Annotated in this window: 24 protein-coding genes and 4 tRNA genes; 18 read left to right on the top strand and 10 right to left on the bottom strand. The window is 62.7% G+C overall.

Annotated features, from left to right (window positions below):
• Positions 1-456 precede the first annotated feature (456 nt).
• Together AC5Y5W_RS01635 and AC5Y5W_RS01630 are read left to right on the top strand one after the other, a co-directional pair.
• Entirely contained in the window at positions 457-1,830 is a 1,374-nt protein-coding gene (locus tag AC5Y5W_RS01635; protein WP_224097131.1) for a rolling circle replication-associated protein, read from the top strand.
• 59 nt (positions 1,831-1,889) lie between these two features.
• Positions 1,890-2,201 (top strand): hypothetical protein, encoded by a 312-nt coding sequence (locus tag AC5Y5W_RS01630; protein ID WP_131806047.1) that lies wholly within the window; start codon positions 1,890-1,892, stop codon positions 2,199-2,201.
• A 57-nt stretch (positions 2,202-2,258) separates the two neighbouring features.
• Here AC5Y5W_RS01630 and AC5Y5W_RS01625 read toward each other — a convergent pair whose 3' ends face one another.
• The gene (locus AC5Y5W_RS01625; protein ID WP_014710943.1) at positions 2,259-2,840 is read right to left on the bottom strand and encodes a TetR/AcrR family transcriptional regulator; all 582 of its coding nucleotides are present in this window, start codon (positions 2,838-2,840) and stop codon (positions 2,259-2,261) included.
• Between the two features lie 83 nt (positions 2,841-2,923).
• On the opposite strand from AC5Y5W_RS01625, the gene AC5Y5W_RS01620 reads away from it, so the two are divergent.
• Positions 2,924-4,117 (top strand): cytochrome P450, encoded by a 1,194-nt coding sequence (locus AC5Y5W_RS01620; protein ID WP_014710942.1) that lies wholly within the window; start codon positions 2,924-2,926, stop codon positions 4,115-4,117.
• Between the two features lie 58 nt (positions 4,118-4,175).
• Here the strand turns inward: AC5Y5W_RS01620 and AC5Y5W_RS01615 are convergent, their stop codons facing one another.
• On the bottom strand, positions 4,176-4,811 hold the full coding sequence (locus tag AC5Y5W_RS01615) for a TetR/AcrR family transcriptional regulator (RefSeq protein WP_014710941.1): 636 nt from the start codon (positions 4,809-4,811) through the stop codon (positions 4,176-4,178).
• A gap of 796 nt (positions 4,812-5,607) precedes the next feature.
• Between AC5Y5W_RS01615 and AC5Y5W_RS01610 the strand changes: the two genes are divergently transcribed.
• Both AC5Y5W_RS01610 and AC5Y5W_RS01605 read left to right on the top strand, forming a co-directional pair.
• A complete protein-coding gene (locus AC5Y5W_RS01610) occupies positions 5,608-8,694 on the top strand; it encodes an MMPL/RND family transporter (RefSeq protein ID WP_024636820.1) in 3,087 nt (1,028 codons plus the stop codon).
• Positions 8,691-9,587 carry an alpha/beta fold hydrolase gene (locus AC5Y5W_RS01605; protein ID WP_014710939.1) on the top strand — a complete coding sequence of 299 codons (897 nt, stop codon included), beginning with the start codon at positions 8,691-8,693 and terminating at the stop codon, positions 9,585-9,587. The genes AC5Y5W_RS01610 and AC5Y5W_RS01605 overlap by 4 nt, the downstream gene beginning before the upstream one ends.
• A 28-nt stretch (positions 9,588-9,615) precedes the next feature.
• On the opposite strand, the gene AC5Y5W_RS01600 is transcribed toward AC5Y5W_RS01605, so the two are convergent.
• Positions 9,616-10,062, bottom strand: a complete 447-nt coding sequence (locus AC5Y5W_RS01600; protein ID WP_014710938.1) for a DUF6188 family protein — start codon at positions 10,060-10,062, stop codon at positions 9,616-9,618.
• Between the two features lie 264 nt (positions 10,063-10,326).
• Between AC5Y5W_RS01600 and AC5Y5W_RS01595 the strand changes: the two genes are divergently transcribed.
• Entirely contained in the window at positions 10,327-11,895 is a 1,569-nt protein-coding gene (locus AC5Y5W_RS01595; RefSeq protein ID WP_224097130.1) for a hypothetical protein, read from the top strand.
• Positions 11,896-11,902: 7 nt separating this feature from the next.
• Here the strand turns inward: AC5Y5W_RS01595 and AC5Y5W_RS01590 are convergent, their stop codons facing one another.
• Positions 11,903-12,334 (bottom strand): NUDIX hydrolase, encoded by a 432-nt coding sequence (locus AC5Y5W_RS01590; RefSeq protein ID WP_008263949.1) that lies wholly within the window; start codon positions 12,332-12,334, stop codon positions 11,903-11,905.
• A 79-nt stretch (positions 12,335-12,413) separates the two neighbouring features.
• On the opposite strand from AC5Y5W_RS01590, the gene AC5Y5W_RS01585 reads away from it, so the two are divergent.
• The 5 genes from AC5Y5W_RS01585 (at position 12,414) to AC5Y5W_RS01565 (ending at position 16,475) form a co-directional block, all read left to right on the top strand.
• Positions 12,414-13,208, top strand: a complete 795-nt coding sequence (locus AC5Y5W_RS01585; protein WP_020821582.1) for a GntR family transcriptional regulator — start codon at positions 12,414-12,416, stop codon at positions 13,206-13,208.
• A 99-nt stretch (positions 13,209-13,307) separates the two neighbouring features.
• Positions 13,308-13,730 (top strand): hypothetical protein, encoded by a 423-nt coding sequence (locus AC5Y5W_RS01580; RefSeq protein WP_008263947.1) that lies wholly within the window; start codon positions 13,308-13,310, stop codon positions 13,728-13,730.
• Positions 13,727-15,073: a hypothetical protein gene (locus AC5Y5W_RS01575; protein ID WP_020821580.1), complete on the top strand. Its 1,347-nt coding sequence runs from the start codon at positions 13,727-13,729 to the stop codon at positions 15,071-15,073. Before AC5Y5W_RS01580 ends, AC5Y5W_RS01575 begins: the two co-directional genes overlap by 4 nt.
• A 10-nt stretch (positions 15,074-15,083) precedes the next feature.
• Complete coding sequence (locus AC5Y5W_RS01570; RefSeq protein WP_008263943.1) at positions 15,084-15,317, top strand: helix-turn-helix transcriptional regulator; 234 nt, start codon at positions 15,084-15,086, stop codon at positions 15,315-15,317.
• Entirely contained in the window at positions 15,318-16,475 is a 1,158-nt protein-coding gene (locus AC5Y5W_RS01565; RefSeq protein ID WP_008263933.1) for a tyrosine-type recombinase/integrase, read from the top strand.
• A 32-nt stretch (positions 16,476-16,507) separates the two neighbouring features.
• Here the strand turns inward: AC5Y5W_RS01565 and AC5Y5W_RS01560 are convergent.
• The 3 genes from AC5Y5W_RS01560 to AC5Y5W_RS01550 form a co-directional block, all read right to left on the bottom strand.
• Positions 16,508-16,584: transfer RNA gene (locus tag AC5Y5W_RS01560), tRNA-Phe, on the bottom strand.
• A gap of 27 nt (positions 16,585-16,611) precedes the next feature.
• A tRNA-Asp gene (locus tag AC5Y5W_RS01555) sits at positions 16,612-16,688 on the bottom strand.
• A gap of 36 nt (positions 16,689-16,724) precedes the next feature.
• Positions 16,725-16,797 (bottom strand) — tRNA-Glu (locus AC5Y5W_RS01550).
• 123 nt (positions 16,798-16,920) lie between these two features.
• On the opposite strand from AC5Y5W_RS01550, the gene AC5Y5W_RS01545 reads away from it, so the two are divergent.
• Together AC5Y5W_RS01545 and AC5Y5W_RS01540 are read left to right on the top strand one after the other, a co-directional pair.
• Positions 16,921-16,996 (top strand) — tRNA-Lys (locus AC5Y5W_RS01545).
• 116 nt (positions 16,997-17,112) lie between these two features.
• Complete coding sequence (locus tag AC5Y5W_RS01540; protein ID WP_500008742.1) at positions 17,113-18,198, top strand: F420-dependent hydroxymycolic acid dehydrogenase; 1,086 nt, start codon at positions 17,113-17,115, stop codon at positions 18,196-18,198.
• On the opposite strand, the gene AC5Y5W_RS01535 is transcribed toward AC5Y5W_RS01540, so the two are convergent.
• Both AC5Y5W_RS01535 and AC5Y5W_RS01530 read right to left on the bottom strand, forming a co-directional pair.
• Complete coding sequence (locus tag AC5Y5W_RS01535) at positions 18,195-19,100, bottom strand: class I SAM-dependent methyltransferase (RefSeq protein WP_500008741.1); 906 nt, start codon at positions 19,098-19,100, stop codon at positions 18,195-18,197. The genes AC5Y5W_RS01540 and AC5Y5W_RS01535 overlap by 4 nt on opposite strands.
• Positions 19,101-19,166: 66 nt before the next feature.
• Entirely contained in the window at positions 19,167-20,063 is an 897-nt protein-coding gene (locus AC5Y5W_RS01530; RefSeq protein ID WP_500008740.1) for a class I SAM-dependent methyltransferase, read from the bottom strand.
• A gap of 76 nt (positions 20,064-20,139) precedes the next feature.
• Here AC5Y5W_RS01530 and AC5Y5W_RS01525 point away from each other — a divergent pair, with 76 nt between their 5' ends.
• From AC5Y5W_RS01525 to AC5Y5W_RS01515, 3 genes are read left to right on the top strand one after another with little or no spacing between them, the layout of a single operon-like run.
• Complete coding sequence (locus AC5Y5W_RS01525; RefSeq protein WP_500008739.1) at positions 20,140-20,619, top strand: nucleoside deaminase; 480 nt, start codon at positions 20,140-20,142, stop codon at positions 20,617-20,619.
• A 33-nt stretch (positions 20,620-20,652) separates the two neighbouring features.
• Complete coding sequence (locus AC5Y5W_RS01520) at positions 20,653-21,042, top strand: ArsR/SmtB family transcription factor (RefSeq protein WP_500008738.1); 390 nt, start codon at positions 20,653-20,655, stop codon at positions 21,040-21,042.
• Positions 21,043-21,047: 5 nt separating this feature from the next.
• Entirely contained in the window at positions 21,048-21,251 is a 204-nt protein-coding gene (locus AC5Y5W_RS01515; RefSeq protein ID WP_500008737.1) for a zinc transporter Slc39a7, read from the top strand.
• A gap of 10 nt (positions 21,252-21,261) precedes the next feature.
• Here the strand turns inward: AC5Y5W_RS01515 and AC5Y5W_RS01510 are convergent, their stop codons facing one another.
• Positions 21,262-22,275, bottom strand: coding sequence for an oxygenase MpaB family protein (locus tag AC5Y5W_RS01510; protein ID WP_500008736.1), 1,014 nt, complete (start codon positions 22,273-22,275; stop codon positions 21,262-21,264).
• 69 nt (positions 22,276-22,344) lie between these two features.
• Here AC5Y5W_RS01510 and AC5Y5W_RS01505 point away from each other — a divergent pair, with 69 nt between their 5' ends.
• A complete protein-coding gene (locus AC5Y5W_RS01505; protein WP_500008735.1) occupies positions 22,345-22,929 on the top strand; it encodes a TetR/AcrR family transcriptional regulator in 585 nt (194 codons plus the stop codon).
• A gap of 83 nt (positions 22,930-23,012) precedes the next feature.
• On the top strand, positions 23,013-24,035 hold the full coding sequence (locus AC5Y5W_RS01500) for an acyl-ACP desaturase (protein ID WP_500008734.1): 1,023 nt from the start codon (positions 23,013-23,015) through the stop codon (positions 24,033-24,035).
• Positions 24,036-24,042: the final 7 nt, after the last annotated feature.

The raw sequence follows: 24,042 nt of genomic DNA, 5'->3' as shown, positions 1-24,042 counted from the left end.
CGATTCAATAAGCAATACCGAACAAGAACCGGGCAAACCCACACAAACACCGAGGGCAAGCGCCACGTCTACGCAGACCATCAGAGAGGTGGCCAGGGCCGGGATCGAACCGGCGACCTTCCGCTTTTCAGGTGGATGGAACGGCCGCTGGCCTGCGGTTTAATGACTCCCATACGTCAAATACGCCGCGCTGAGCGCGTCTGACGCAGGCTGCTCGTCCGGCGATCGGACACAGACCGGACACGGTGACAGCACTCCCGACAAGGGACCCTTCATCGCCCGTCACTCAGTGATGCGCGCTGGGGGCTCCCGGGGAGCAGGTACCCGATGCCCGGCATCACGAGGTCGAGCGCGCATTCAACGAGCTCGATTGCGGAGCGACTCACCCTTCGGCCGGACACAACCCGAACGGCCAGCCGGAACACGGACGGAGCGGCGGACGCCGGTAGACCGCGAGTGCCCGAGGCCGGCAAGGCCGCAGGGCGCGAGAGCGGTAGCGGTCGGTCGGACGGCGGGAGCGGCGTAGACCGTGTTCCGGCTGGGACCAACGGGCTTGTTATATGCGCCAAAAGTGTCCGCGACACCGTCGACGGCATTGTTGATGCGGAACTGTCGGCCTCGGATGCCTTGGGGCTGCGGTTCCCGAGGCCCAACATGGTGGCCTCGGCAGCGGCGCTGTTCGAACCGGCCGAACCATGGGCGCATGGACGGGACCGGCTGGATGTCGAACCTGAGTGCGGGCGATTCCGGATCACGATCGGCCCGGGCGTCGTCCGTCTCGGCTGGACCAATCCCGTTCGCGCGGAGAAGGCATCTGAGCGGACCGTGGGCCAGCACATGCAGGACGTAGCGGGCGAGGTAGACCGCATAAAGGCCGGTCGTGATGTGCCTGACCCGTCGGGCCGTGCGATCACCGAATGGTCCCGCAAGTCGCGTGCGGCGATGTGCCGCACCTTCGCCGAGCTGGACTACACGCCGATGGTGGAAAGCGGACGGGTACCCGCGATGGTCACGCTGACCTACCCCGGCGACTGGGAATCGGTCGCACCCGATGGAGCCAGCGTAAAGCGACATATGATGCTGTGGCGCAAACGATTTCAGCGCGAATGGGGTGAACCAGCGCGCTACATCTGGAAGATGGAATTTCAACGCCGCGGCGCACCACACATTCACCTATGGATGGCTCCCCCGTATACCGTCGGTCGATCAGGCCGTAGGTTCAGCGAATGGTTGTCGCAGGAATGGGCGGAAGTCGTCGCCCATCCCGACCCTGAACAACGCACACGCCACTTGCGCGCCGGTACGGCTATCGACAGCCTCAACGGATTGCGTGCTTGCGACCCCAAACGCTTGGCGATCTACTTCACGAAGCACTCATCACCGAATAGATTGGGCGACAAGGAATACCAGCACATCGTTCCGGAGGCCTGGCGGCGGCCGGGCCGCGGACCGGGTCGCTTTTGGGGGGTCCACGGGTTGGAACGAGCAACCGCAGTCGTTGAGATCGCCCAGGACGCATACCTGACGGCCCGAAGGATCATCCGTCGGTGGTCTCGCTCACAGGCCATTCATAGCGATTGCACCCACTGCTTCCCCACCGCACTCGTTCCGCGAATGACCCGCGTCGCAGTTCAACGAACAAACTCCAAGACTGGCAAAGTACGCCACCGCAACGTCTGTCGGAGGCGACTTCTCTGCCGCCAAGGCGGCTTCGCGGGTGGCTACGCCCTTGTGAACGACGGACCAGCGTTCGCATCCCAGCTCGCGGCAGCGTTATCGGCGGATCGGGCGAAGGCGGTGCGCGACGAACAACTCGCGGGCCGTAAGTGATCTAACGCAATTCACCTCTGACCGTCGCATTGCAGCAACCGGCTACATACGCTTAGCACGTGACCATCGAACTGTCGCCGCGCCTGCCGGATGGTGAGCGGCCGAGGAATCATCAGGAATTGGCCGCTGAGCAGATGGACCTGGACAACGTGATCAACGAGCTACTCCTGCGGCTGGAGGATCATAAATATCGTTGGGAGCTTTATGAATTCGGACTTTCCGACACTGAAGAGCGACGTCAGGTGCACACAGTCATTGAGCAGCTGCGGCTGGCGGTGCATACGGGTGGGCCAGCCGTACTTCATCCGCTGCGTCACGCGCTGTCTGTAGCTCACTCCGACGACCCCGCGTCGCCTGGATGCTCCGGATAGTCCGAGTCGCGGGCCATGCTCAGCTGCGCACTACCGTCCACGCGGTGCGGGGGACGGCTAGCGCGGTCGTAAACCGACAAAAACGAGGTCGTGAATTGTTCTGGCAATTCGATCTTCGTCGAGCGCATCGTCAAGCACTAGGTAGGTCAGTGCGCTGGTCGTGACGGCACCGAATAGCGCGATCGCGGCAACTGCTGGGTTGTCGAGGGTCACGAGTGAGCCGTCGCCGGCGCCAGCGCGAAGTAACGTCTCGACGGGTGCGAAGTATGCGGCGCTGATCATGTCGGCGATGACGGGCATGCGGGCGGCGCGGCCCAGTTCCCCGATGAGAGCGCGGCAGACGGCGGGTCTCTGTGCCATCACGCGCAGCTGGGCACTGATGACTGCGTGCAGGCGCTGAGCGGCGGAGCCTTCTGCCTCCACGACTGCGGCGACCTCGTGCGCGACTTGCTGTAGGACGTCTTCGAGGAGGAAGGCGAGTATTTCCTCTTTGCCGGCGAAGTAGTAGTAAAGGGTGGCCTTGGCGATGCCGGTGGTGGCGGCGACGTCTTCGATCTTGGTGTCGTTGAGCCCGCGGTCTGCGAAAAGTGCCGCCGCCGGCGGCAGGCGGTCGGCAATTTTTCGCGGAACCTCGCGCATTGACGCTCCTCTCGGTTGGACTTACAGTCTAAACTACTGGATTAGACAGCCGTATAATTAGATTCACAGCGGTAGGAGCTCAGATGACGACGGTGCAACTTCGCTACGACCCGTTCGATGCGACGATTCAGGACGATCTCTACCCCATCTACCGGCAGCTGCGCGACAAAGCCCCGCTGTATCGCGCAGCCGATTCCAACACGTGGGTTTTCAGTCGCCACGAAGATGTCGTCAGCGCGCTGCTTGACCATCACACCTACTCATCCGTGGACGGCATATTTCCAACTCCACCGGGCTCAGATTTCCACGCATCGTTCTTGCCCATGATGATTTTGATGGATCCCCCGCGACACGATCAGCTGCGCGCGTTGGTAAGCAAGGCGTTCACCCCGCGGCGCATCGCGGCGTTAAGTAGTGGGATTGAGGACCTGGCGGAGGATTTATCAGATTGCCTTGACCGGGGCGCAGGGTCGGTTGACTTTGCCGCCGACTTTGCCGCCGTCCTGCCGGCCATGGTGATCGCTGATTTGCTCGGCATTCCTCGCGAGGACCGCGCACAGTTTCGGCAGTGGTCAACCACGATGGTCCAGTCCAATCCGGCGCGCGGTGAGATGGGCGAGGGGCTGGCCGCGGCTGCGGCCGTCTATGCCTACTTCACCGACTTCCTCGCCGAGCGTCGACGCGAACCGCGCGGCGACTTGATGTCGGCCTTGGTGTCCGCCGAGATCGACGGAAAGCGTCTTACTGACGAGGACCTCCTTGGCTTTTGCCTGTTGCTGCTCATCGCAGGCCATGAGACCACCTCGAACCTGCTCAGCAACGCCGCAGTAGTGCTTGCGAGCGATCCCGACATTCGCCGACGACTAGTCGCCGATGACAACTTGCTTGGTCCCGCAGTTGAGGAGCTCCTCCGGTATGACTCACCGGTGCAAGGACTTTCACGAACTCTGACCCGCGACGTCACGCTGCATGGCGTCACGATGTCCGTCGGTGATTCAGTGCTGCTGTTGTTCGGCTCGGCTAACCGTGACGAACGAGTGTTTGCTGATCCCGACGTGTTCGATATCGGGCGCAAACCCGAACATCAAGTGGCGTTCGGCCGAGGTATCCACTTCTGTCTCGGTGCGTCATTAGCGCGGATGGAGGCCCGGATAGCGTTGCGCGCCCTGCTGGCCCGAGTGCCCAACTGGGAAGTCGACCTAGAGAACGCGCAGCGCCTGCGGTCGGGCCTCATCCGGGGCTATATGTCTTTGCCTATCTCGTGGTCGGCAAATTAGCCGAACTGCGCGTCAGGCAGAGCGGCTGGGGCGGCGCCATTCCCGCGGAGCGGGATCACTACGATGCGGGCTCGTCGACCTTGCGGCGGTGCGCGGCGAGGAAGTCATCGACGATGCGCTCACAGTCTTGACGATCGATGGCACGCAGCCCGGTGAGGCGCGCGAAGGCGACCGGCCCCACGAGTTGGCACAGGATCAGCTCGGGGTCGAATTCATCGAGGTCGGCGCAGGCTTCGGGGCTTTGCAAAAGTAGATCGAACGGCTGGCGATACTGCTCGATGATCCGGGTCCGCAGCGCGTGCCGATCGTAGGTCTCCTGAGTGCTGTTTGATGTTGGGCCAAGCGCGACCCAAGCCAGTGTGGTGACGTGCAGCGGCGCCTCCTGGAACAGCGTGGCCTGTCGGCTCAACAGTTCGATGAGTTGGTCGCGCAACGATCCCGTCGCCGGCGGAAGGTGAACCTGCGGCAGCAGCCGTTCAAATGTGGCGGCCAGTAGTTGAGTGGAGCTGCTGAAGTGGCGATAGAGGGTCGTGCGCGCAACTTTAGAGGCCTTGGTGACCGCGTCTATGGTGACGGCTTCAATCCCGCCGGCGCTGAGGAGTTTGGTGGCTGCATCTAATAGCCGGGTCCGGGAGCGCACCAGGCGCGGATCGACATCGTCGTCGACCGGCATGTCAAAACCGTCGCGCTCCATATGGTCACCGTAAACCCTACGCATACCTGGCCCGCACCGAATCGCATCTGCATTGGCGATTGATCCAGCCACTACCCAACTAACGCTACTGTTGGTAGCATAGCGCTACCAATAGTACAGTTATTCGTAGGGGTTTGTGCGTAGTAGGGGGATTCGTGATCAGGCAACGGCTCGAACAACCCGTGGTCCAAAAGGCCACCAATGCACGGCTGGCATGTCGGTTCATGAGGCCATCCCACGAACCCTCCCAACTTGTGCGGCAGGGACTCGCACACGCCGAGGATGGCGTTCTGCGATGAATGCGCTGCTTGCGCTAACCAGGACCCAAGTGTGGATGAGTGCGGCTCGCGGTTTCAGGCTCAGCGGCCGCACCATTACCAGTGACATCCACCGAACGCCGCCGGACCAAGACCGCGTTCGTCCTCGGCATTACCCGCCTCGCTACTGCTCATACCTGGACGACAATTTGATGAACCGGGAAATGTACAACCACGTGCACGACGATCCCACCAGGCTAACTTCCCGGCTGGCTTTTCGTCTGCGGCGTTCATGAACCTTTCAGAATTTCGGCGACGGTGCGTCGTCACGGTCAATCAACCTGCGCGCCGAGGGGCACGTCGCGCCAGGCGCGAAATGCTGGTCCGTCGCCTGCGGGGTGCTCTCGGGCCAATCCAGGTGAGTAGTGCGGTAGCGGTCGACGGGTGCACGCCTGTCGCGGTTTCGGCGACGAAGCGAAAGGGTACTAGCGGTACTGTTCCGACACCGTTAGTTTCTTTTGGGATAACGGAGGTGGGGGATGGCGGACAACGGGTGGGTTTCCTCGGGGGTGGCGACGCTGAGTCGCCCAGTTCGGGAGCAACTTCGCAAGGTCGCGGCGGGCGAGGGCGCATACAGTGATCGACTAGCTCGCCTGGCGGGGTTCAGCATCCGACATAAGGTGCTGGTCATCGGGGCGTGGGTGGTGACCGCCGGCGTCCTGGCGATGCTGTTCCCCCAGCTGGAAACCGTTGTGAAACAGCAGTCGGTGAATCTGGTCCCCCCTGATGCTCCATCGCTGCAGACGGTTGACCGGATGGGCACGGCATTCGGCGAGCAGGGGTCCAAGACCACCGTCTTTGTTGCATTCGAGGACCCGACGGGCCTGACTGCGCCGGTGCGTCAGCGCTACAAAACGATGGTTTCGCGGTTGCGTGCCGACTCCCAGCACGTGCGACTGGTTCAGGATCTGTTAGCCGACCCCGTTACTGCGGGTCAGGCGATGAGCCAGGATGGCAAGGCGTGGTATGTGCCGGTCGGGGTAGCTGGCACGCTCGGCGATCCTAGAGCGGCGGAATCCGTTCGGGCGGTGCGCGCTATTGTCGCCGAGTCGTTTAGCGGTACGTCCACGATCGTTCGTGTAACCGGACCTCCCGCGACATTCAGCGATCTAATCGATTCGGCTGAGCAGGATTTGATTGGCATCTCCATCGTGACAGCCGGTCTGATCGCGGTGATTTTGCTGGTCATCTATCGGTCACTAGTTACCGCGTTGCTGCCATTGCTCGTGATCGGTGTGAGCCTGGCGGTCGGGCGCGGGGTGCTCTCGGCGCTGGGCGAATCAGGAATGCCGGTGTCGCAATTCACGATTGCGTTCATGACTGCCATCTTGTTGGGTGCCGGCACCGATTATTCCGTGTTTCTGATCAGCCGGTATCACGAGCAGCGCCGCCAGATGATTTCGGCTGACCTGGCTGTGATTAACGCAACCGCCACCATCGGGCGGGTGATCATGGCTTCCGCCGCGACTGTGGCGTTTGCGTTTCTATCCTTGGTCTTTGCGAAGCTGAGCGTATTTAGCGCATTAGGCCCGGCGTGCGCGATCGCTGTCTTTGTCGGAGTCGCAGCTACAGTAACGTTGTTTCCTCCGGTATTGGCGCTTGCCGCGAAACATGGCATTGGCGAACCCAAAGCTGACCGCACGCGCCGATACTGGAACTGGATCGCCGTGGCCGTGGTCCGCCGACCCGCCCCACTGCTGGCCGCCAGCCTGGCACTTGTATTAGGCCTCGCGGCTGTCGCGCTGACTATGCACATCAGCTACGACGATCGGCAAGGACAGCCGGCGACGACCACCAGCAATGAGGGCTATCGCTTGCTGGATAGGCATTTCCGCAAAGATATCGTCATCACACAGTTCATGGTCGTCGAATCACCCACAGATATGCGCACCAGTAAAGGCCTAGCCGACCTAGATGAAATGGCGTCTCGAGTGTCGCAATTGCCGGGCGTCACCAAGGTTTCCGGTGTCACTCGGCCCACCGGTGCACGCCTCGATCAGGCACAGCTCTCGTGGCAAAACGGCCAGATCGGCAACAAGATGGCCGGCGCGGTCGCCAAGGGAGACGCCCATAAGGACGACCTGGCCAAACTCACCAGTGGCGCCGACCAACTCGCCGGCGGCCTGGCGCAACTTGACACCACCCTGCGCACGGCATTGACACCGCTGACCGCGGTCCTTACCCAAGCCCAGTCCAGCGGATCGCAATTTCAACACTTTCGCCCTCTGCTGCAGCAACTTTCGGCTACCACACCAACCATCGATCAAGCGATCCGAACCGGGCCGGGACTGCGTCAAGAAGCTCAACAAGCCCAAAACGCGATCGCCACGATCGATCCGCTGGTTGGTGCGCTCAACACCTCCCCGTGGTGTGCCACCACACCCGAGTGTGCCCAGATCCGCGATCAGGTGCAGATTCTGGTGACCTTGCGCGATGGCGGCTTTTTCAGCCAGCTCGCCAACCTGGGCGACATGTACCAGCCGGGCAGCGACAATGCGGCGGGCACCGTAGCAGATCTGCAGAGCACGGTCACCTCGCTGAACAAGGCTTTCGGAGCACTCGGCGATCCCGCCGACATGGCCGGCAATATCCGCCGCCTCCAAAACGGCATCAGCCAGCTCGCGTCGGGTGCACAAGCCCTGGCCACCGGCGTGCACACCCTTGCCGACAGCAACATCGAAATGTTGTCCGGCATGAGTCAGGTCGCCACCCAATTACAAAATTCCGCGCGGTCCAGCGCCGGTTCGGACAACGCCAGCGGCTTTTACCTGCCCGCCAACACCTTCGAGAATCGCCAGTTCGCCGATGTGGCAAAACATTTTATGTCGGCCGATGGCAAGACCGCCCGCTTCGCGATCGAATCGAGCTACAACCCCTACAGCAGCCAAGCGATGGATCTCGCTCAGAAAATCACCGAAGTTGCCGGGGCCGCACGCCCGAACACCTCCCTGGCCAACGCCACGATATCGATGGCCGGTTTCCCCGCCGTCAACTCCGATATTCAGCGCCTGCTGTCGGCCGACTTTCATCTGCTGGCGATCGCCACGCTCGTCATCGTCGGAGTGATCCTTGTCCTTCTCCTGCGTGCCTTGCTGGCCCCGCTCTACCTCCTCGGTACGGTCGTACTCAACTATGGCGCGGCACTGGGCATTGGGACGCTCGTCTTCCAATACGGCCTGGGTAAGGAAATCGCCTGGCCCGTACCGCTTGTGGCGTTCATCATCCTGGTCGCCGTCGGCGCCGACTACAACATGCTGCTGATCTCGCGGTTACGCGAAGAATCCGCTCACAACATTCGCGTCGGCGTGCTACGCACGGTCGCAAACACCGGTTCAGTCATCACCTCAGCCGGGCTCATCTTCGCCGCGAGTATGTTCGGCCTGATGGTCGGCTCTGTCGGAATCATGATCCAAGTCGGATTCATCGTCGGCTGCGGCCTACTACTCGACACCTTCGTCGTTCGCACCCTCACGGTGCCCGCGATCGCTACGCTCCTGCGCGAGGCCAGCTGGTGGCCGCAACGGAAATCCTCGACTCACAACGGCCGACCACACCGGACCACATGACAATTGGCCGAGAGCGCATCCGCACCAGCGACGGGATCACTCTCGTGGCCGATTGCTACCGGCACGCCGCGACTCACCCCGTCGTGTTGCTGCTCCATGGCGGCGGCCAGAACCGTCACGCGTGGGCCACCACCGCCCGTCGACTCTATTCCCACGGCTACACCGTCGTCGCCTACGACACACGAGGTCACGGCGACAGCGACTGGGACCCGAGCGGACAATATGACATCGAACGGTTTGTGTCCGATCTGATCTCGGTACGAGGACACGTCAGCGCCGACAGTCCCCCCGCCGTCGTCGGCGCGTCGCTGGGTGGGCTGATCATCCTCGCTACCCATCTGCTGGCCCCACCCGACCTCTGGGCAGCCGTTGTCCTGGTCGACATCACCCCGCGAATGGAATTTCATGGGGCCCGTCGCATCCTGTCATTCATGGCCGGACACCCCGACGGATTCGGCACGCTCAATGATGCCGCCGATGTCATCGCCGAATACAACCCACGCCGCGCGCGACCCGAAAATCTCGACGGCCTGCACAAGGTTCTGCGCCAACGTAGCGATGGCCGATGGATCTGGCGCTGGGACCCGGCCTTCATCAGCTCCAACTTCGATGTCCTCCAAGGCAATCTCATGACGGGCAGCGAGGAGTTCGACGCCATCAGCGGATTCCTCGCCGAAGGAGCACGTCGAATCACGGCCCCAACGCTGTTGGTACGCGGGGCACTTTCAGACGTAGTCTCCCAGGAAACCGTCAGCGAATTCCGCCAGCTCGTCAGGCACGCCGAAACGACGGACGTCACCGGCACCGGTCACATGGTTGCCGGCGACAACAACGACGCGTTCACCGCCGCGGTTACCGACTTCCTCGACCGCGCCATGAGGACCCTGACATAAGCATCCAGCGAGTCTTCAGCCACCCGGGCTACTGATGTGCCATGGCTTTGGGTTGTGTTGCGTCTGAGTCATTCTCGTCGACAGGAAGGTCGTGCCGAATCGCTCGGACGCGACCTCGCGGCAGACACGCCACGTATCCGTGACACTTGCCATAGAGTTCCCACGAGGTCGCCGCTACATCCGGGTCGACGTCGATGCGGTGGCCGGGGGAGAAACAGAGATGTAAGGCCCCGTCGTCGTCGCACCAGGCGCGCGTGCAGATCGCTCCGGCAAGGTCCAACAGTGGCCGCTCCTCGGGCGAAAGGTTGATGGGGTCGATCAACACTTCATCCGACGGCCAGGCTCCTGCCGGCGGGAGGGTCAGTCGCAGCGGTCGGGAAATCACCAATTCGTTGTAACCGTCGAGGTCGAGTATGAGCCCTTCGTGCAGCGAGACTCGCTGAACGGTGCATTGCTCAATCCATTGCGTGTGCATAACCGCCCCCTTCGACGCGTCGGTGAGTCCCATCTATGCTACCGATAGTAGCGCAACGATACTATTAGTATTCCTATGCGCTATCGCGGGCGTTCCATGCATCAAGAATGCGCTGCAAACCTCGATCAATGCGCTCGCGCGCCTCCCCTGCCGTGCGGCTCTGGTGTGGCTGCGGTCGGTTGACCTGCCGTATGCATGCAGTCGTCGGAATGCGAACACTACGGACCGATCTGAGTTGTCATCCCCAAGTGCGACCATCCCAATATGGCGATCACCATCCCATCCGGCCGGCCCAACTGGCGCTTCATGCGCTACGTTCGGCCGCCGACGAGAGACTCGAAGTTGGAGCCTCTGTACCCATTGAGGCCGGCAACGCGCCCGGTGCGGCTGGGCATTGATGTCGGGACCATCGCGGAGCCGCCGGAGGAGGGCTACATCACCGGGTTCCTGACGCGCGACGAGATCGAGGTGCACCTATTGATCCCGGCGGCAACGGAAGCTCCGAGCGGGTGGACCGAGTTGCTCGATGAACCGCCTTGCCACACCGTCAATTTCACGAACGTAGCTGACGCAGGCAAGTTCTGCGACGCGGCCGAGTTCTCCGTCAGCACCGCTCGTGGCGAGAGCTACCGTGCCTGGTCCAAGGCTCGGTTCTTCGCCGCGTACCAGCAGCTCGATGAGCACGATGCGCCGGACGGCCTCCCCCCGTTGACGCTCGATCAGCGACATCGTGCAGCTGCCTATGCTGCCGCCGCCGGGGCTGTTGGCATCGATGCCATCGTCACCACCGCCCCCACTGCGGGACGAACAGATGTCGCCGACAACGATGTGGTCGTCAGCGTGACACCCGACGCGGCTGTACCACTCATCGGTCACTACTTGCGGGTGACTAGCAATCCGGTTGTGACGGTCGAGCGCGGCATGTTGGTGGGTGGCGGAAGCTGGGAGACGACGGAGTCGACTGCGACCATCGTCAATCTTTACGACTGGGGCACGGTCAGCGGATTGCCATACTTCGATGCCGCTTCAATGTTTGCGGCTGCCGCTAAAGGTGGACCTGAGGCCGCAGAGGCATTCACGTCGGTTCGCATCCGCCTGAGACGTGCAGCGCGCGCGTTCGACGATCTGCTGGCCGCGCTGTCGAACCCGCTGGACGGGAAGCGGAACGAAGATGTTGCCGAGGCTACCGCTGAAGCTTTTGACCGTGAATTACTCTATCTTGCAGCAGTTTTCGATATTTTCGGGCGTGCTTACCAAGCGATGGTCGACCCGTCAGTTGATCGGAAAAAGGCTCGGGGATCACTCGACTCGCGGACCTTCATCGACAAGGAAGTGCGAACGCAGTACGACCAGTCACTTTTGGGTGACGTGACGCGCCTGCGGGTGTATGCGTGGCTCTGCAAGCAGTTGAGGAATCACATCCACGATGGCGTTCTTGCCGTCGACACCCACCCTGGCCGCAGCTACGGCAACACGATGAACGTGGCGCTGAATCTCAGTGTGATTCCCGAGTTAGCCCTCGGTGCCGACAATGAGATGACTCAGCACCACTACGACGCGCTGGGAGTGTGGCAGACCGAACCTGTTTCGCCCTTTACCGGTTCGTCAATGGTGGCCGACCTTGCGACAACCGGTTTCACCCTCATCCGAGCGGCGCTCGAGTACATCGAAGCGTTCACGAAACTTATCGTCCGGAACAAACCGGCGAATGCGCCGTCGTCTAGTGCGTTCCTGGGATGCGTGCAGGCTCGTCCGGGCGAGGTCGAGCCAGCGCCCCCAAAGCGAGCAGTGTTCTATCAAGCACTGTTCGGATTACATCCGGACAGCGTGTAGTGGACCCCTAGCAGCCCGACACGAGGTTGACGCCGTCATGGACCCGCGAATGAGTTTCTTCGTCGAACGCGTCCAGTACACGCACCGCGAATGCAGGATTCATCGCTGACTGAACTTCCTCCCTTGTCATCCAACGAACCTCGCGGGCTTCCGCAGTGGGGTGAGTGTCCCCATCGGCCGGATGGCAGCGGTAGACCAGAGCGACAATCCCATGGGTCAGGTTCTTGTAAACGCCGGTGAGACGTTCTACCTTCACCGTCAATCCGGTTTCCTCAAGGACTTCGCGCCGAACACCGTCCTCAAAAGATTCGCCTAGTTCGAGTACACCACCAGGGGCTTCCCAGTGGCCGTTGTCGTCCCGCCTGATCACGAGAACGCGATCATCGTCACGCACTACGATGCCGGCGACACTGACCGAGTGCTTAGGCGAGGTTGCCATTTCTGGGGTCCTCCTTGTTCGATGCCGGCAGAAGAGACACGGGTTGACTGGCTTCCTAGACTAGTCGTCTAGACATGTGATGGAAGGCCAGCGGGTGCTGCAACTTGGACAAATCGACAGAGCCGATGACAAGCCGCCATATCGGCAGATCGCGGGCATGTTGCGAGAAGCGATCCGTTCCAACCGGCTAGCTCCCGGGGAACGACTGCCGTCTGAGACGGAACTTATCGAGCATTTCGGTGTGGCACGCATGACGGTAAGACAAGCTGTGCAGGAGCTTCGTTCCGAGGGACTGGTCGTCTCGCAGCATGGCCGCGGGGTGTTTATTCGCCCGACGCCCCCCATCCGCCGGCTCGCGTCGGATCGATTCGCGCGACAGCATCGCGCGGCAGGCAAGGCGGCGTTTACCGTCGAGGCCGAGAAATCGGGTTACTCGCCGCAAGTCGACAATATTGCGGTGAGCCGCGAGAAGCCGAATTCGTTTGTAGCGGAACGACTTCGATTATCACCGGACGATGACATCGTCGTGCGATCGCGCCGCTACCTGGCGAATGGCCGACCGGTTGAAACGGCGGTCTCCTTCATCCCGGCTGCTTTCGCCGAAGGCACGAGGATCGAGCAGGTGGACACTGGGCCCGGGGGCATCTACGCCCGACTGGAAGAGAATGGCCACGTACTCGGTCACTTCACCGAGGAGGTCGCAGCCCGAATGCCCACTCCCGAAGAACGGCGGCAACTGGAACTCGAACCAGGCGTTCCCGTATTGACAGTGCTGCGAACCGCATATGACGCGAATGACGTGGCGGTTGAGGTCTGCGACACGGTGAAAGTTGCTTCCGCCTACCTGCTCGAATACGAGTTCCCGGCCCGCTGAGCCCAAAGTCTTCGATCAACTGGGCGTCGACCGTTGCACTCCTCTAGACGACTATGTAACCTCAACTTGTCTAGAGCAGTTCTCATGAAAGGTCGACAAATGTCTGTGCCGAAATGGCTCAAGGTGTCACACCAGCAGGTTTTCCCACGCAAAGCGTTTGTGGTGTCCGACGTGACGGCGGTGATCGATTACGAGCGGTCGACGAAGGACAACAAGGTCCAGGCGACTGATCGAGAATCAGGCGCTCCGTTGTGGCAGGTCGAAGTCCTCGACGGCGACCCGACAGCTAGTAAGCGAGCGCGCACTCTCACCGTCAAGTTCGCAACGCCCAAGCAGCCTGTGTGCCCACCGAACACTGCCGGAATGCCCTTCACACCAGTGATTTTCGAGGAACTATACATATTGCCGTACGTAGACCGTTCGAGCGAATCCGGCCGCATCGCGTGGTCGTTTCGGGCCTCGGGTATGACTGCGGACACCGGCAAGGCGGGGTCCTCAGCGGGAGACCGGGTGTCAGCATGAGTCCGTACGACCCCGTAGTACCTAGCGATCCGTATTCGATTCCAGATCCCGACGCCGGCATCGACTTCTTTGACCTCACGCACCTGCTGGCGGTCGGCGCCATGTGGCTCATTGCGGTGATCGGCGTGGTCGCCGTTTCGCTCGTCGTTTGGAGAGTGCGTTCCCCCGCCACATTTGGGCGTTATGTTGCAACACCAGCATGTCGGGCCCGATGGCTGATCTGGGCATCGATCTCCTGGCCACGGGTTGCCAAGGCCTGCGGGTTGTCGACTCCCGAGCACGTCACACGCACGGACGCACAGGGCAAGAGCAGGACGAGGACAGTTTGGACTCATCCTCGCCTTCTCGGGGTGAGCATGTTCGGCGACTGCCTACGGATGACAGTCCGAACACGGACCGGCCAGACGGTGGACGACCTCGAAAACGCGGTCCCCGCAATTCGTGACGCTGTCGGGGCGCATTCCGCCCGCTCGACACTGATCGGCCCCGGCACGGTTCGCGTGGAATTCGTTATGAAACAATGCCTTTCAGAGGCAGAGACCGCTGCATTCCCAACCAGCGTCGAGCCGACGGGCGTCGAGGTCGGCCGGCGTGAGAATGGGTCGGCATGGACTCTGCGCGTCGCCGGCCTGCACACCCTCACTGTTGGGTGCTCGGGTGCGGGCAAGGGCTCCGTTTTTTGGGGCATTGCAGGCGGATTAGGCCCAGCCATCAAGGCGGGAACCGTGCGGCTGTTCGCCGTGGATCTCAAGTACGGGATCGAAGTGTCAGTCGGGTCTGCACTATTCAGCGGCATTGCGACGACCGAGGCCAACGCCGCGAGACTGCTGACCAACTTGGAGGAGCTACTAGACAGCCGCGGTCGCAGGATGGCCGGCCGAGCGCGTTCGCACACACCGAGCACCGCCGAACCGCTCGTCGTGCTGCTCATCGATGAATTCGCGGGCTTGACCGCATACATGACGGACGCGGCACTGAGGAAGCAAGTTGCGGGCTCACTCTCACGCATCCTGACAAAGGGTAGGGCTGTAGGCATCGTGGTCGCCGCATTCATGCAGGACCCTCGCAAGGAGATTCTGCCCATGCGCGGGTTGTTCACCCAAACCGTCGCACTGCGGCTGCGCTCACGCGACGAAGTCGCCATGGTCTTGGGTGACGGCCTCGCCGACGCCGCCCCCGCGCATCGGATCAACCCAAATGAGCCTGGTACCGGATACGTCATCGCCGAAGACGGGTCAACGATGCGAGTACGCGCCGACTTCTGGCCCGATTCGCTAATCCGTTCTGTCGCACAAGAATACGGGCCTACAAGCTCAAGTCGCGCTGGTTCAGCAGAGAACTGAGGACATCGGCATGACAACCCTCGGCATCAAAACCAGCGCCACCGCGACAGCGACCTTTCCAGAGCTTCTAACAGCGGAGCAGGTGGCCGAGCTGCTTGGCGTGTCCGCTGCGACGGTGAGTCGATGGGGCGCATTGCGCGAACACGGCGCAGACGTGGGACCGCCCTGCTACACGCTATCTGATCGCGTAAGACGTTGGGACGCAGCTGAAGTCCGCGCATGGCTTCGTAAGGTGCGTCGCTAAGTGGCCGGATCGGTCCCGCGCGGTATCCGAAAGCGGATCAATTCGGCCGGTCTGCCGCGCTATCAAGTGCGCTACCTGGTGCGTGATTCAGACTCCCCGTCGGGATGGGCTGAGACGTCGTCGACGTTCGCCACCTTGCGAGAAGCGCGGGCATTCAAGGCCGACCGGGATGGCGAAGCGGCGATCGGCGCCAGACGCTTCGACCCCCGACTTGGCCGGGCCAAACTCGCCGCTGTCTGGACGCAATACAGCGCGTTGAAACGCCCCGCAGTGTCGCCCAAGACCTGGAGCGGCTACACCCAGCATTGGGAACTACGCATCAGTCCGCGTTTCGGCCACGTCCCGGTTGATGAAATCAGCCGAAAGGATATACAGCAATTCATCGATTCCATGACCGTCGGTCCCTGGGCCAAACTCGCCACGCTGCGGCTGCTGCGGTCGATTCTCGACATGGCGCGCGAGGACGGTCGAATCCACAGCAACCCGGCTGACGGGGTGTCATCCGGGCGGATACCCACCCGAGAACGCCACCGCTATCTGACCGCCACCGAAGTCGCCGCCCTGGCAGCCGCATGCGGCGACCACGGCGACGTGGTGATCATCCTCGCCTTCACCGGCCTGCGCTGGTCCGAACTCGTCGGCCTGCGGGTCGGCGACATCGACCTAACTGCGCGTCGGCTCTATGTCCGCCAGGCCGCGCCAGAAGTGGAAGGCCGGATCATCGTCGGGCCGCCAAAAACTCGCGCCGCCGCCCGAACCGTCCCACTCCCCCAAATCGTCATCGACGCGCTCAAACCAAGGATCGATAATCGCGCGCCCACAGAACATGCAATCACCTCGCCAAATGGCGGGTTCCTCAGATCAAACAACTGGCGCCGGCATACCGACTGGAACGAAGCCCTAAAGAAAACCGGACTGGTGCCGCTGACGATTCACGACCTGCGCCACACCTACGCCAGCCTGGCCCGGGCCTCCGGCGCCGACCTCCGCTACGTCCAGAAGACGATGGGGCACTCGACGCCGACCGTCACCGCGAACATCTACAGCGACCTCTATTCAGACGAACTCGACCACGTAGCCACGAATCTCGACCGGCTTCAGGACGTCGCCAAAAACCGGGCGAACGGACAGGAACCGGACACACCGAACCATCCATAGAGTGCCATCACCGCGTCCGTGCAGCTCAAGACTGGTGGCCAGGGGCGGGATCGAACCGCCGACCTTCCGCTTTTCAGGCGGACGCTCGTACCGACTGAGCTACCTGGCCGGAAGGCACCATGTGCCTCGCCGTGAATGGCGACCCTGACGGGACTCGAACCCGCGACCTCCGCCGTGACAGGGCGGCGCGCTAACCAACTGCGCCACAGGGCCTTGTTGCACTGCCTGCTCCGCGTCGCCGCGTCGCGGTACCCCCTACGGGATTCGAACCCGCGCTACCGCCTTGAAAGGGCGGCGTCCTAGGCCGCTAGACGAAGGGGGCCAGAACCGAATCTCTCCGGGGTACTCGCAACATGGTTCCGTTGTGAGCCAAGCCAGCTTAGGCCACCGCAGACCCAATCCTCAAACGAGCCCCGCCGACGGACGCAGTATCCTGTCCGTCGCAGCCCCTATAGCTCAGTTGGTAGAGCTACGGACTTTTAATCCGCAGGTCCTAGGTTCGAGTCCTAGTGGGGGCACCACGGTCTCGTATGACCTCGGCTGATGCCGCAGGGTGTTTCGGCTGATCCTTGACACTGGTTCCGGTTGATCCTTGACATACGCACTGCGGCCTCGCGCATTCGGGTACTCCCCGCCCATGAGAGGAATGTCACGGCGCACCTTCGGACTGCTCGCGGCTGGCATCGGTGCCACCGGTATGTCGGCGGCCTGCGGCTCCAAGCCCGCCAGCACGCCGGCCAGCCCACCCCCGCAGGCGCCCGGACCGGGCGTGGGCTTCGTGTTGTCACACGAGCAGTTCACCACCGCCCAGCTTGTCGACCAGGCCCAGGCCGCCGAGCAGGCCGGGTTCAGGTATCTGTGGGCCAGCGACCACATCCAGCCGTGGCAGGACAACGAGGGCCACGCCATGTTCCCGTGGATCACGCTGGCGCTGGTAGGCCAGCAGACGCAGCATGTGCCGTTCGGCACCGGCGTGACATGTCCGATCTATCGCTTTCACCCGACGACGGTGGCGCACGCCTTCGCGTCGCTGGCGGTGCTCTACCCCGGCCGGGTCTTTCTCGGCGTCGGCACTGGTGAACGCCTCAACGAGCAAGCCGCCACCACACAGTTTGGCTCCTATCGTGAGCGCCACGACCGACTGATCGAGGCCATCCAGCTCATCCGCCAGCTATGGAGCGGGCAACGAATCTCATTCCAGGGCGGCTACTTTCAGACCAATCAGCTCAAAATCTACGACCTGCCGCCGTCGCCGCCACCCATATTTGTCGCTGCAGGCGGCCCCAAAAGCGCGCGGCTGGCCGGGCAGTACGGCGACGGCTGGATCGCGCAAGCCGACAGCATGACAGAACCGAAGCTGGTGGCCGCGTTCAACCAGGGGGCCAAGGACTCCGGCCGCGATCCCGCCACCCTGACCAAGCGCGGTGAGATGTTCGCCGTGGTCGGTGATCAGGACGAAGTCAACCGCGCCGCCCAACTCTGGCGGTTCACCGGCGGCGCCGTCGACCAGCCCAACCCCGTCGACATCCAACAAGCGGCCCAAGCCAATCCACTGGACAAGGTGATCGACGGCTGGACCACCGGCACCGATCCGGGCACCCACATCAAAGCGGTGCAGGCGGTTCTCGACGCCGGTACGACACCGTTCATGCACTTTCCCCAGCAGGACCCGACAATGGCGATCGACTTCTACCGCACTCAGGTCCTGCCTCGGCTGCACTAATTCAGCGCCGCGCGGATGTAGCCGACATCGCCGAATGGCATCTCGCCGTCGCCCAGCGGCCGCAGCCCGTACTCGACGAAGAGATCGGCATTGCTGCTGCCGATCGTCTGCCAGCCGCGGTGAGTCAAGTAGGCGGCTGTCTCGTTACGGTCGCCGAAGTACAGGAGATCGGTCATCTCCAGGTCGTAGCCGTACTGGCGCCACTGTTCAGCCAGTTCGTTGGTGCGTTCGCGTTGTGCCTCGGTGATGTTGTCGACGGTCTCAGTACCCAGCCGGCTGCCGCGAGCACTGAGCCGGGTGATGTTGTCCAACAGCCGATCCTGGGCCTCCGGCGGCAGGTAGCCCAGCAGCCCCTCGGTGAGCCATGCAGTGGGCCGGTCCGGGCGAAAGCCTGCGCCCTGCAACTCGGTTGGCCAGTCGTCGCGCAAGTCGATGGCCACCGGACGACGATCCGACGACGGACGTACTCCCAACTCGGCAAGCGTCCGCGTCTTGAACTCGATCACTTGTGGCTGGTCGACCTCGAACACCGTTGTGCCGTCAGGCCAGGGCAACCGGTAGGCGCGCGCGTCAAGTCCCGACGCCAAGATCACCACCTGCCGGATGCCCGTGGCCATCGCGTCGGCGAAGAAGTCGTCGAAGTACTTGGTGCGCACTGCCAAGTTCTCGGACATACGATCCAAGTCCAAGGCCGGGTCCTCGATTTCGGTGCCGGCGAGCTCTCCACGCGCGAATTTGGTAAAGAACTCCACGCCCACCGCCGCGACCAACGACTCGGCGAACGGGTCATTGATCAGGGGATCAGGTCGTTTGCTGGCCACGGCCCGCTGAGCAGCGACGGCCGTGGCCGTCGCCCCCACACTGGACGCCAGATCCCAAGAGTCACCATCGGTACGTGCCATATCACCCTCCGCACTATCAGAATACTTAGTTAGTATAACAAGTATTCTGGCGAGTGATTCCGGCCGTTAGCGCATAGCGCTGAGGTAAGTCACGTCGGCGAATGCCGCAGCGACCTCGTCGTCGGGATAGACGAAGCCGTTGTCCGCGTGCAGCTGCGCGACGCTGCGGTGAGTCACCTGCCAATCGTGTCGCGTCAAGTGGTCGATGATGTGGCTGCGCTCGAAGTGGTAGACCAAGTCGTTGAAGTCGATGTCAAACCCGAGCTCACTCATCCGCTCGTGATGAGTACGCCACCGTTCGTCGGTGAAAATGCGGGTGTCCGGGACGAATTCGCAGGCCAGCCGGCTGCCGCCAGAACTCAGCGTGGTGATGTTGTCGAACAGCGCGTCCTGAGCGTCGGGCGGCAGGTACACCACGAGACCCTCGGCGCTCCACGCCGAGGGGGCATCGGCGTCGAACCCGGCGGCACGCAGCGCTGCCGGCCAGTCGTCGCGCAGGTCGACGGCAACAGTGCGCCGCTCGGCGGTCGGCTCGGCGCCAAGGCCGCTCAGCGTCGTGGTCTTGAACTCGATGACCTCGGGCAGATCGACTTCGTAGACAACCGTGCCGGCCGGCCAGGGCAAGCGATAGGCCCGAGCATCCAAACCGGCCGCCAGAATGACCGCTTGGCGGACCCCACTTTTCGTCGCGTCGAGGAAGAACTTGTCGTAGAACCGGGTCCGGACCCCCATCCCCCGGGCCATGCGGTCCGGATCGAATTCGGAGTCCGCCTCAACGGGAATCTCGTTGTTGACCAGCCGCGTGTAGACATCGATGCCGACTGCCCGCACCAGCGGCGCGGCGAACGGGTCATCGATCAGCGGCGCCGGCCCCGCAGCGGCCAGCGCGCGCTGCGCGGCGACCATCGTCGCTGTCGCCCCGACGCTCGACGCCAGATCCCAGCTGTCGCTATCGGAACGCATCGGCATGCTCCTATCTCGCTTTTCATTAATATAGATCAGCTAGTTATTTGCGGAGCTGCCGGAGCTAGGCTGGGCCATGGACTTCGCCCAACGGACCATCGACCTGGCTCGCCAGAACGTCGCCGAAGGTGGCCGCCCATTCGCGACGGTCATCGTCAAAGACGGCGAGATCCTCGCCGAGAGCGCCAACCAGGTGGCCCAGACTCACGACCCGACCACCCACGCGGAGGTCCTCGCCATCCGGCGGGCATGTATGCAGCTGGGCACCGAGAACCTCGCCGGTACCACCATCTACGTGCTCGCCCACCCGTGCCCGATGTGCCTCGGCGCGTTGTATTACTGCTCACCCGATCGGGTGGTCTTCCTGACGTCGCGCGACGACTACGAGCCTTACTACGTCGACGACCGCAAGTACTTCGAGCTCGCGACCTTCTACGACGAGTTCGCAAAGCCCTGGGAGCAACGCCGTCTGCCCATGCGCCATGAGCCCAGCGAGGCAGCGATGGACGTCTATCGGTTCTGGCGCGAACGCAACGGGGACAAGCACGCTTCTTGACATCACCACCGGCAGCTGCACTATTATCTACGTATGCATGCAGATAACAAGGCACCCCGATTGCCGGACGATCAGGCCAGTCTGGTGGTCGAAGTGTTTCGGATGTTGGCCGACGCCACCCGGGTCCAGGTGCTGTGGGCACTTACCGAACGCGAGATGTCGGTCAACGAGCTCGCCGAGCATGTCGGCAAACCGGCGCCGTCGGTCTCCCAGCACCTCGCAAAGTTGCGGATGGCACGACTGGTGCGCACCCGCCGCGAGGGGACCACGATTTTCTACAGCATGGAAAACGAGCACATCTGCCAGCTGGTCACTGACGCCGTCTTCAACGCCGAGCACGCCGGCCCAGGGGTCCCACCGCACCACCGCTCCGATGCGGAGTTGCAGGTGGTTACCAAAGCGACAGCACAACAAAGGAGATGAGGATCATGTCGCACCACACCCATCCACACGAAACGCCGCACGCCCACGAGCACGAACACGACGGCGTCGCCCACACGCACGAACACACCAGCCACGAGCATGAGCATGTCGAGCACGACCACGCTCATACCCACGATGACGGCACCGAGCACGCTCACCAGCACGTGCATCAGTCCGGCCTCGAGGAAGCACACAGCCACGCCCACTAAGGGGCACGCGTTACATGTTGGGGCAGTAGTGCTTTGGGTTGCCGCGCTCGTCCAGCGGGGGCAGGTTACGCGCGGGCGTGTGCACCAGCGGTGTCTCGGCCGGGATGCGACCGGTGGCGCGGTCCCACCCGGCGCGAGCCCGTGGATGCTTGCGGTAACGCGGGGGCACCACGGCGAAGACCAATCGCACGACGTCGCCGAGCCGGCGATGTAGCCATTCGTCGCGGCGCGACCAGCTGTAGCCCATCAGCTCGCGCACCGGCGGATCGTAGAGGCCGACCGTCAACCAGACGAAGAACGGCGCCATCAGTTGTCGTTGTAACCGCCATAACCAAGCCGGAATCCACTGCGCAAAGGGCGGTTTGGGCAGAACGGTGAGATCGAGAACTTGGCGTGCCGCCCAATTGTTCTCCAGCACCTCGCGGCACATGTGGTCCCAGTAGACCTGAAACTCCTCCCAGCTCTTCGGCACCGGGCGCATGCTCATGCCGTACATCCGGTACCACTCGACATGCTCGTCGAACAGCTGGCGCTTCTGCGCCTCGGTGATACCGCCGCAGAACCGCTCGGCCACATGCAATGTGCCGACAAAGAAGGTCGAATGCGCCCAGTAGAAGACGTCGGGGTTCAGCGCGTGATAGCGGCGGCCCTGCGCGTCGGTGCCCTTGATGTCGGTGTGGTAGTCGCGCACCTCGGCGCCGGTCGTCGGGGCGCGGTCGCCGTCAAACACGACGCCACCGATCGGATAGAGCGACCGCAGCAGCCGGGGCCAGCGCTCCCGGAAGAACGTCGAGTGGTCTTCGACGGCGGCGCCCAGCTGCGGGTGCATGTTCTGCATGGAACCGGCCCACGGGCCCTGCAGCATGCCGCGCCAATCGCCGAAGTATTTCCACGTCAGCGAGTCGGGCCCGAGCGGCATCGGCGGCGCGTCGTATCCCAATGGCGACACCGGGCAGCCGCTGGCCACTTCATCGGACCCGCCTTCGCTGGTCAGCGGGTGCGCCTCAGAAGTATCTTGAGTCACTGGTGAGGTTCCTGTCGGTCGTCAGTCAACCTGACTACATGCGTTGTCACTATCCAGTTTAGGAGGGCTGTGTCGTCGGGTCAACGACGGGGCCGCTGGTCCGGTGTCCCCTTGGAGGATCGGCAGGCGCTGCGCCGCGACAAACTCGTCGGCGCCGGCGTGCAGCTGCTCGGCGAAGAAGGCGGTCCCGCACTGACCGTGCGGGCGGTATGCCGGGAAGCCGGGCTCACCGAACGCTATTTCTACGAAAGTTTCGCCGACCGTGACGAATTCGTCCGCGGGGTTTACGACGATGTCTGCACGCGCGCGATGTCGACACTGATGTCAGCGGGCACACCGCGGGAGGCGGTTGAGAGATTTGTCGCACTGATGGTCGACGACCCGGTGCGCGGACGGGTCCTGCTGCTGGCGCCCGGAGTCGAGCCCGTGCTGACCCGCTCCGGCGCGGAATGGATGCCCAGCTTCATCGACTTGCTGCAGCGCAAGCTGACCCAAATCGGCGATCCCATCCGCCAGCACATGGTGGCCACCAGCTTGATCGGCGGCCTGACCGCGCTATTCACCGCCTACCTGGACGGGCGCCTGGCGGCCAGCCGCGAGCAGTTCATCGATTACTGCGTCGACATGCTGCTCAGCCGGGCCGCGACGTACTAGCGACGCGCCGGGACAAACTTGATGCTACCGGCGTACACAGATATATTGACTGCAACCAACAGACACAGATAACTGGAGGACCCATGTCGGCAGACTTGACCGACTTACAGCTGTTGCAGGAACTCGAGCCTGTCGTCGAGAAGAACATCAACCGGCATCTGTCCATGCACAAGAACTGGAACCCGCACGACTACATCCCGTGGTCGGACGGAAAGAACTTCTATGCGCTCGGCGGGCAGGATTGGGAGCCCGAGCAGTCCCAGCTTTCCGATGTCGCCCAGGTGGCGATGGTGCAGAACCTGATGACCGAGGACAACCTGCCGTCGTATCACCGCGAGATCGCGATGAACTTCGGCATGGACGGCGCGTGGGGGCAGTGGGTCAACCGCTGGACTGCCGAGGAGAACCGCCACGGCATCGCGCTGCGCGACTATTTGGTGGTGACCCGCGCGGTCGACCCGGTCGAGTTGGAGAAGCTGCGCCTTGAGGTGGTGAACCGGGGCTTCAGCCCGGGCCAGAACCACCAGGTTCGAGAAGACCTGTTCGCCGAGAGCCTGTTCGACTCGGTCATCTACGTCACCTTCCAGGAGCTGGCCACCCGGATTTCGCACCGCAACACCGGCAAGGCGTGCAACGAGACGATCGCTGACAAGCTGTTGGCCAAGATCTCCGCCGACGAGAACCTGCACATGATCTTCTACCGCGACGTCACCGAGGCCGGCTTCGAGATCGCGCCCAATCAGGCGATGAAGTCGCTGCACAAGGTGTTGCGCAACTTCCAGATGCCCGGCTACCAGGTGCCGGAGTTCCGGCGCAAGGCCGTGATGATCGCCGTTGGCGGGGTGTACGACCCGCGTATCCATCTCGACGACGTCGTGATGCCAGTGCTGAAGAAGTGGCGCATCTTCGAGCGTGAGGATTTCAGCGGCGAGGCCGCGGCGATGCGTGACGATCTGGCGCTGCTGATCAAAGAGCTTGAGCAGACCTGCGACAAGTTCGAGGTGTCCAAGCAGCGCCAACTCGACCGGGAAGCCCGCACGGGCAAGAAGACCACCGCATACGAGCTGCATCAGACTGCAGGCACGCTGACGATGAGCCGGCGGTAGCCCGCCG

The sequence above is a fragment of the Mycobacterium sp. NGS51 genome (assembly GCF_059812525.1).
Note: the sequence above shows the minus strand (reverse complement) of the source record. Positions and strands in the feature narration are given on the sequence as shown.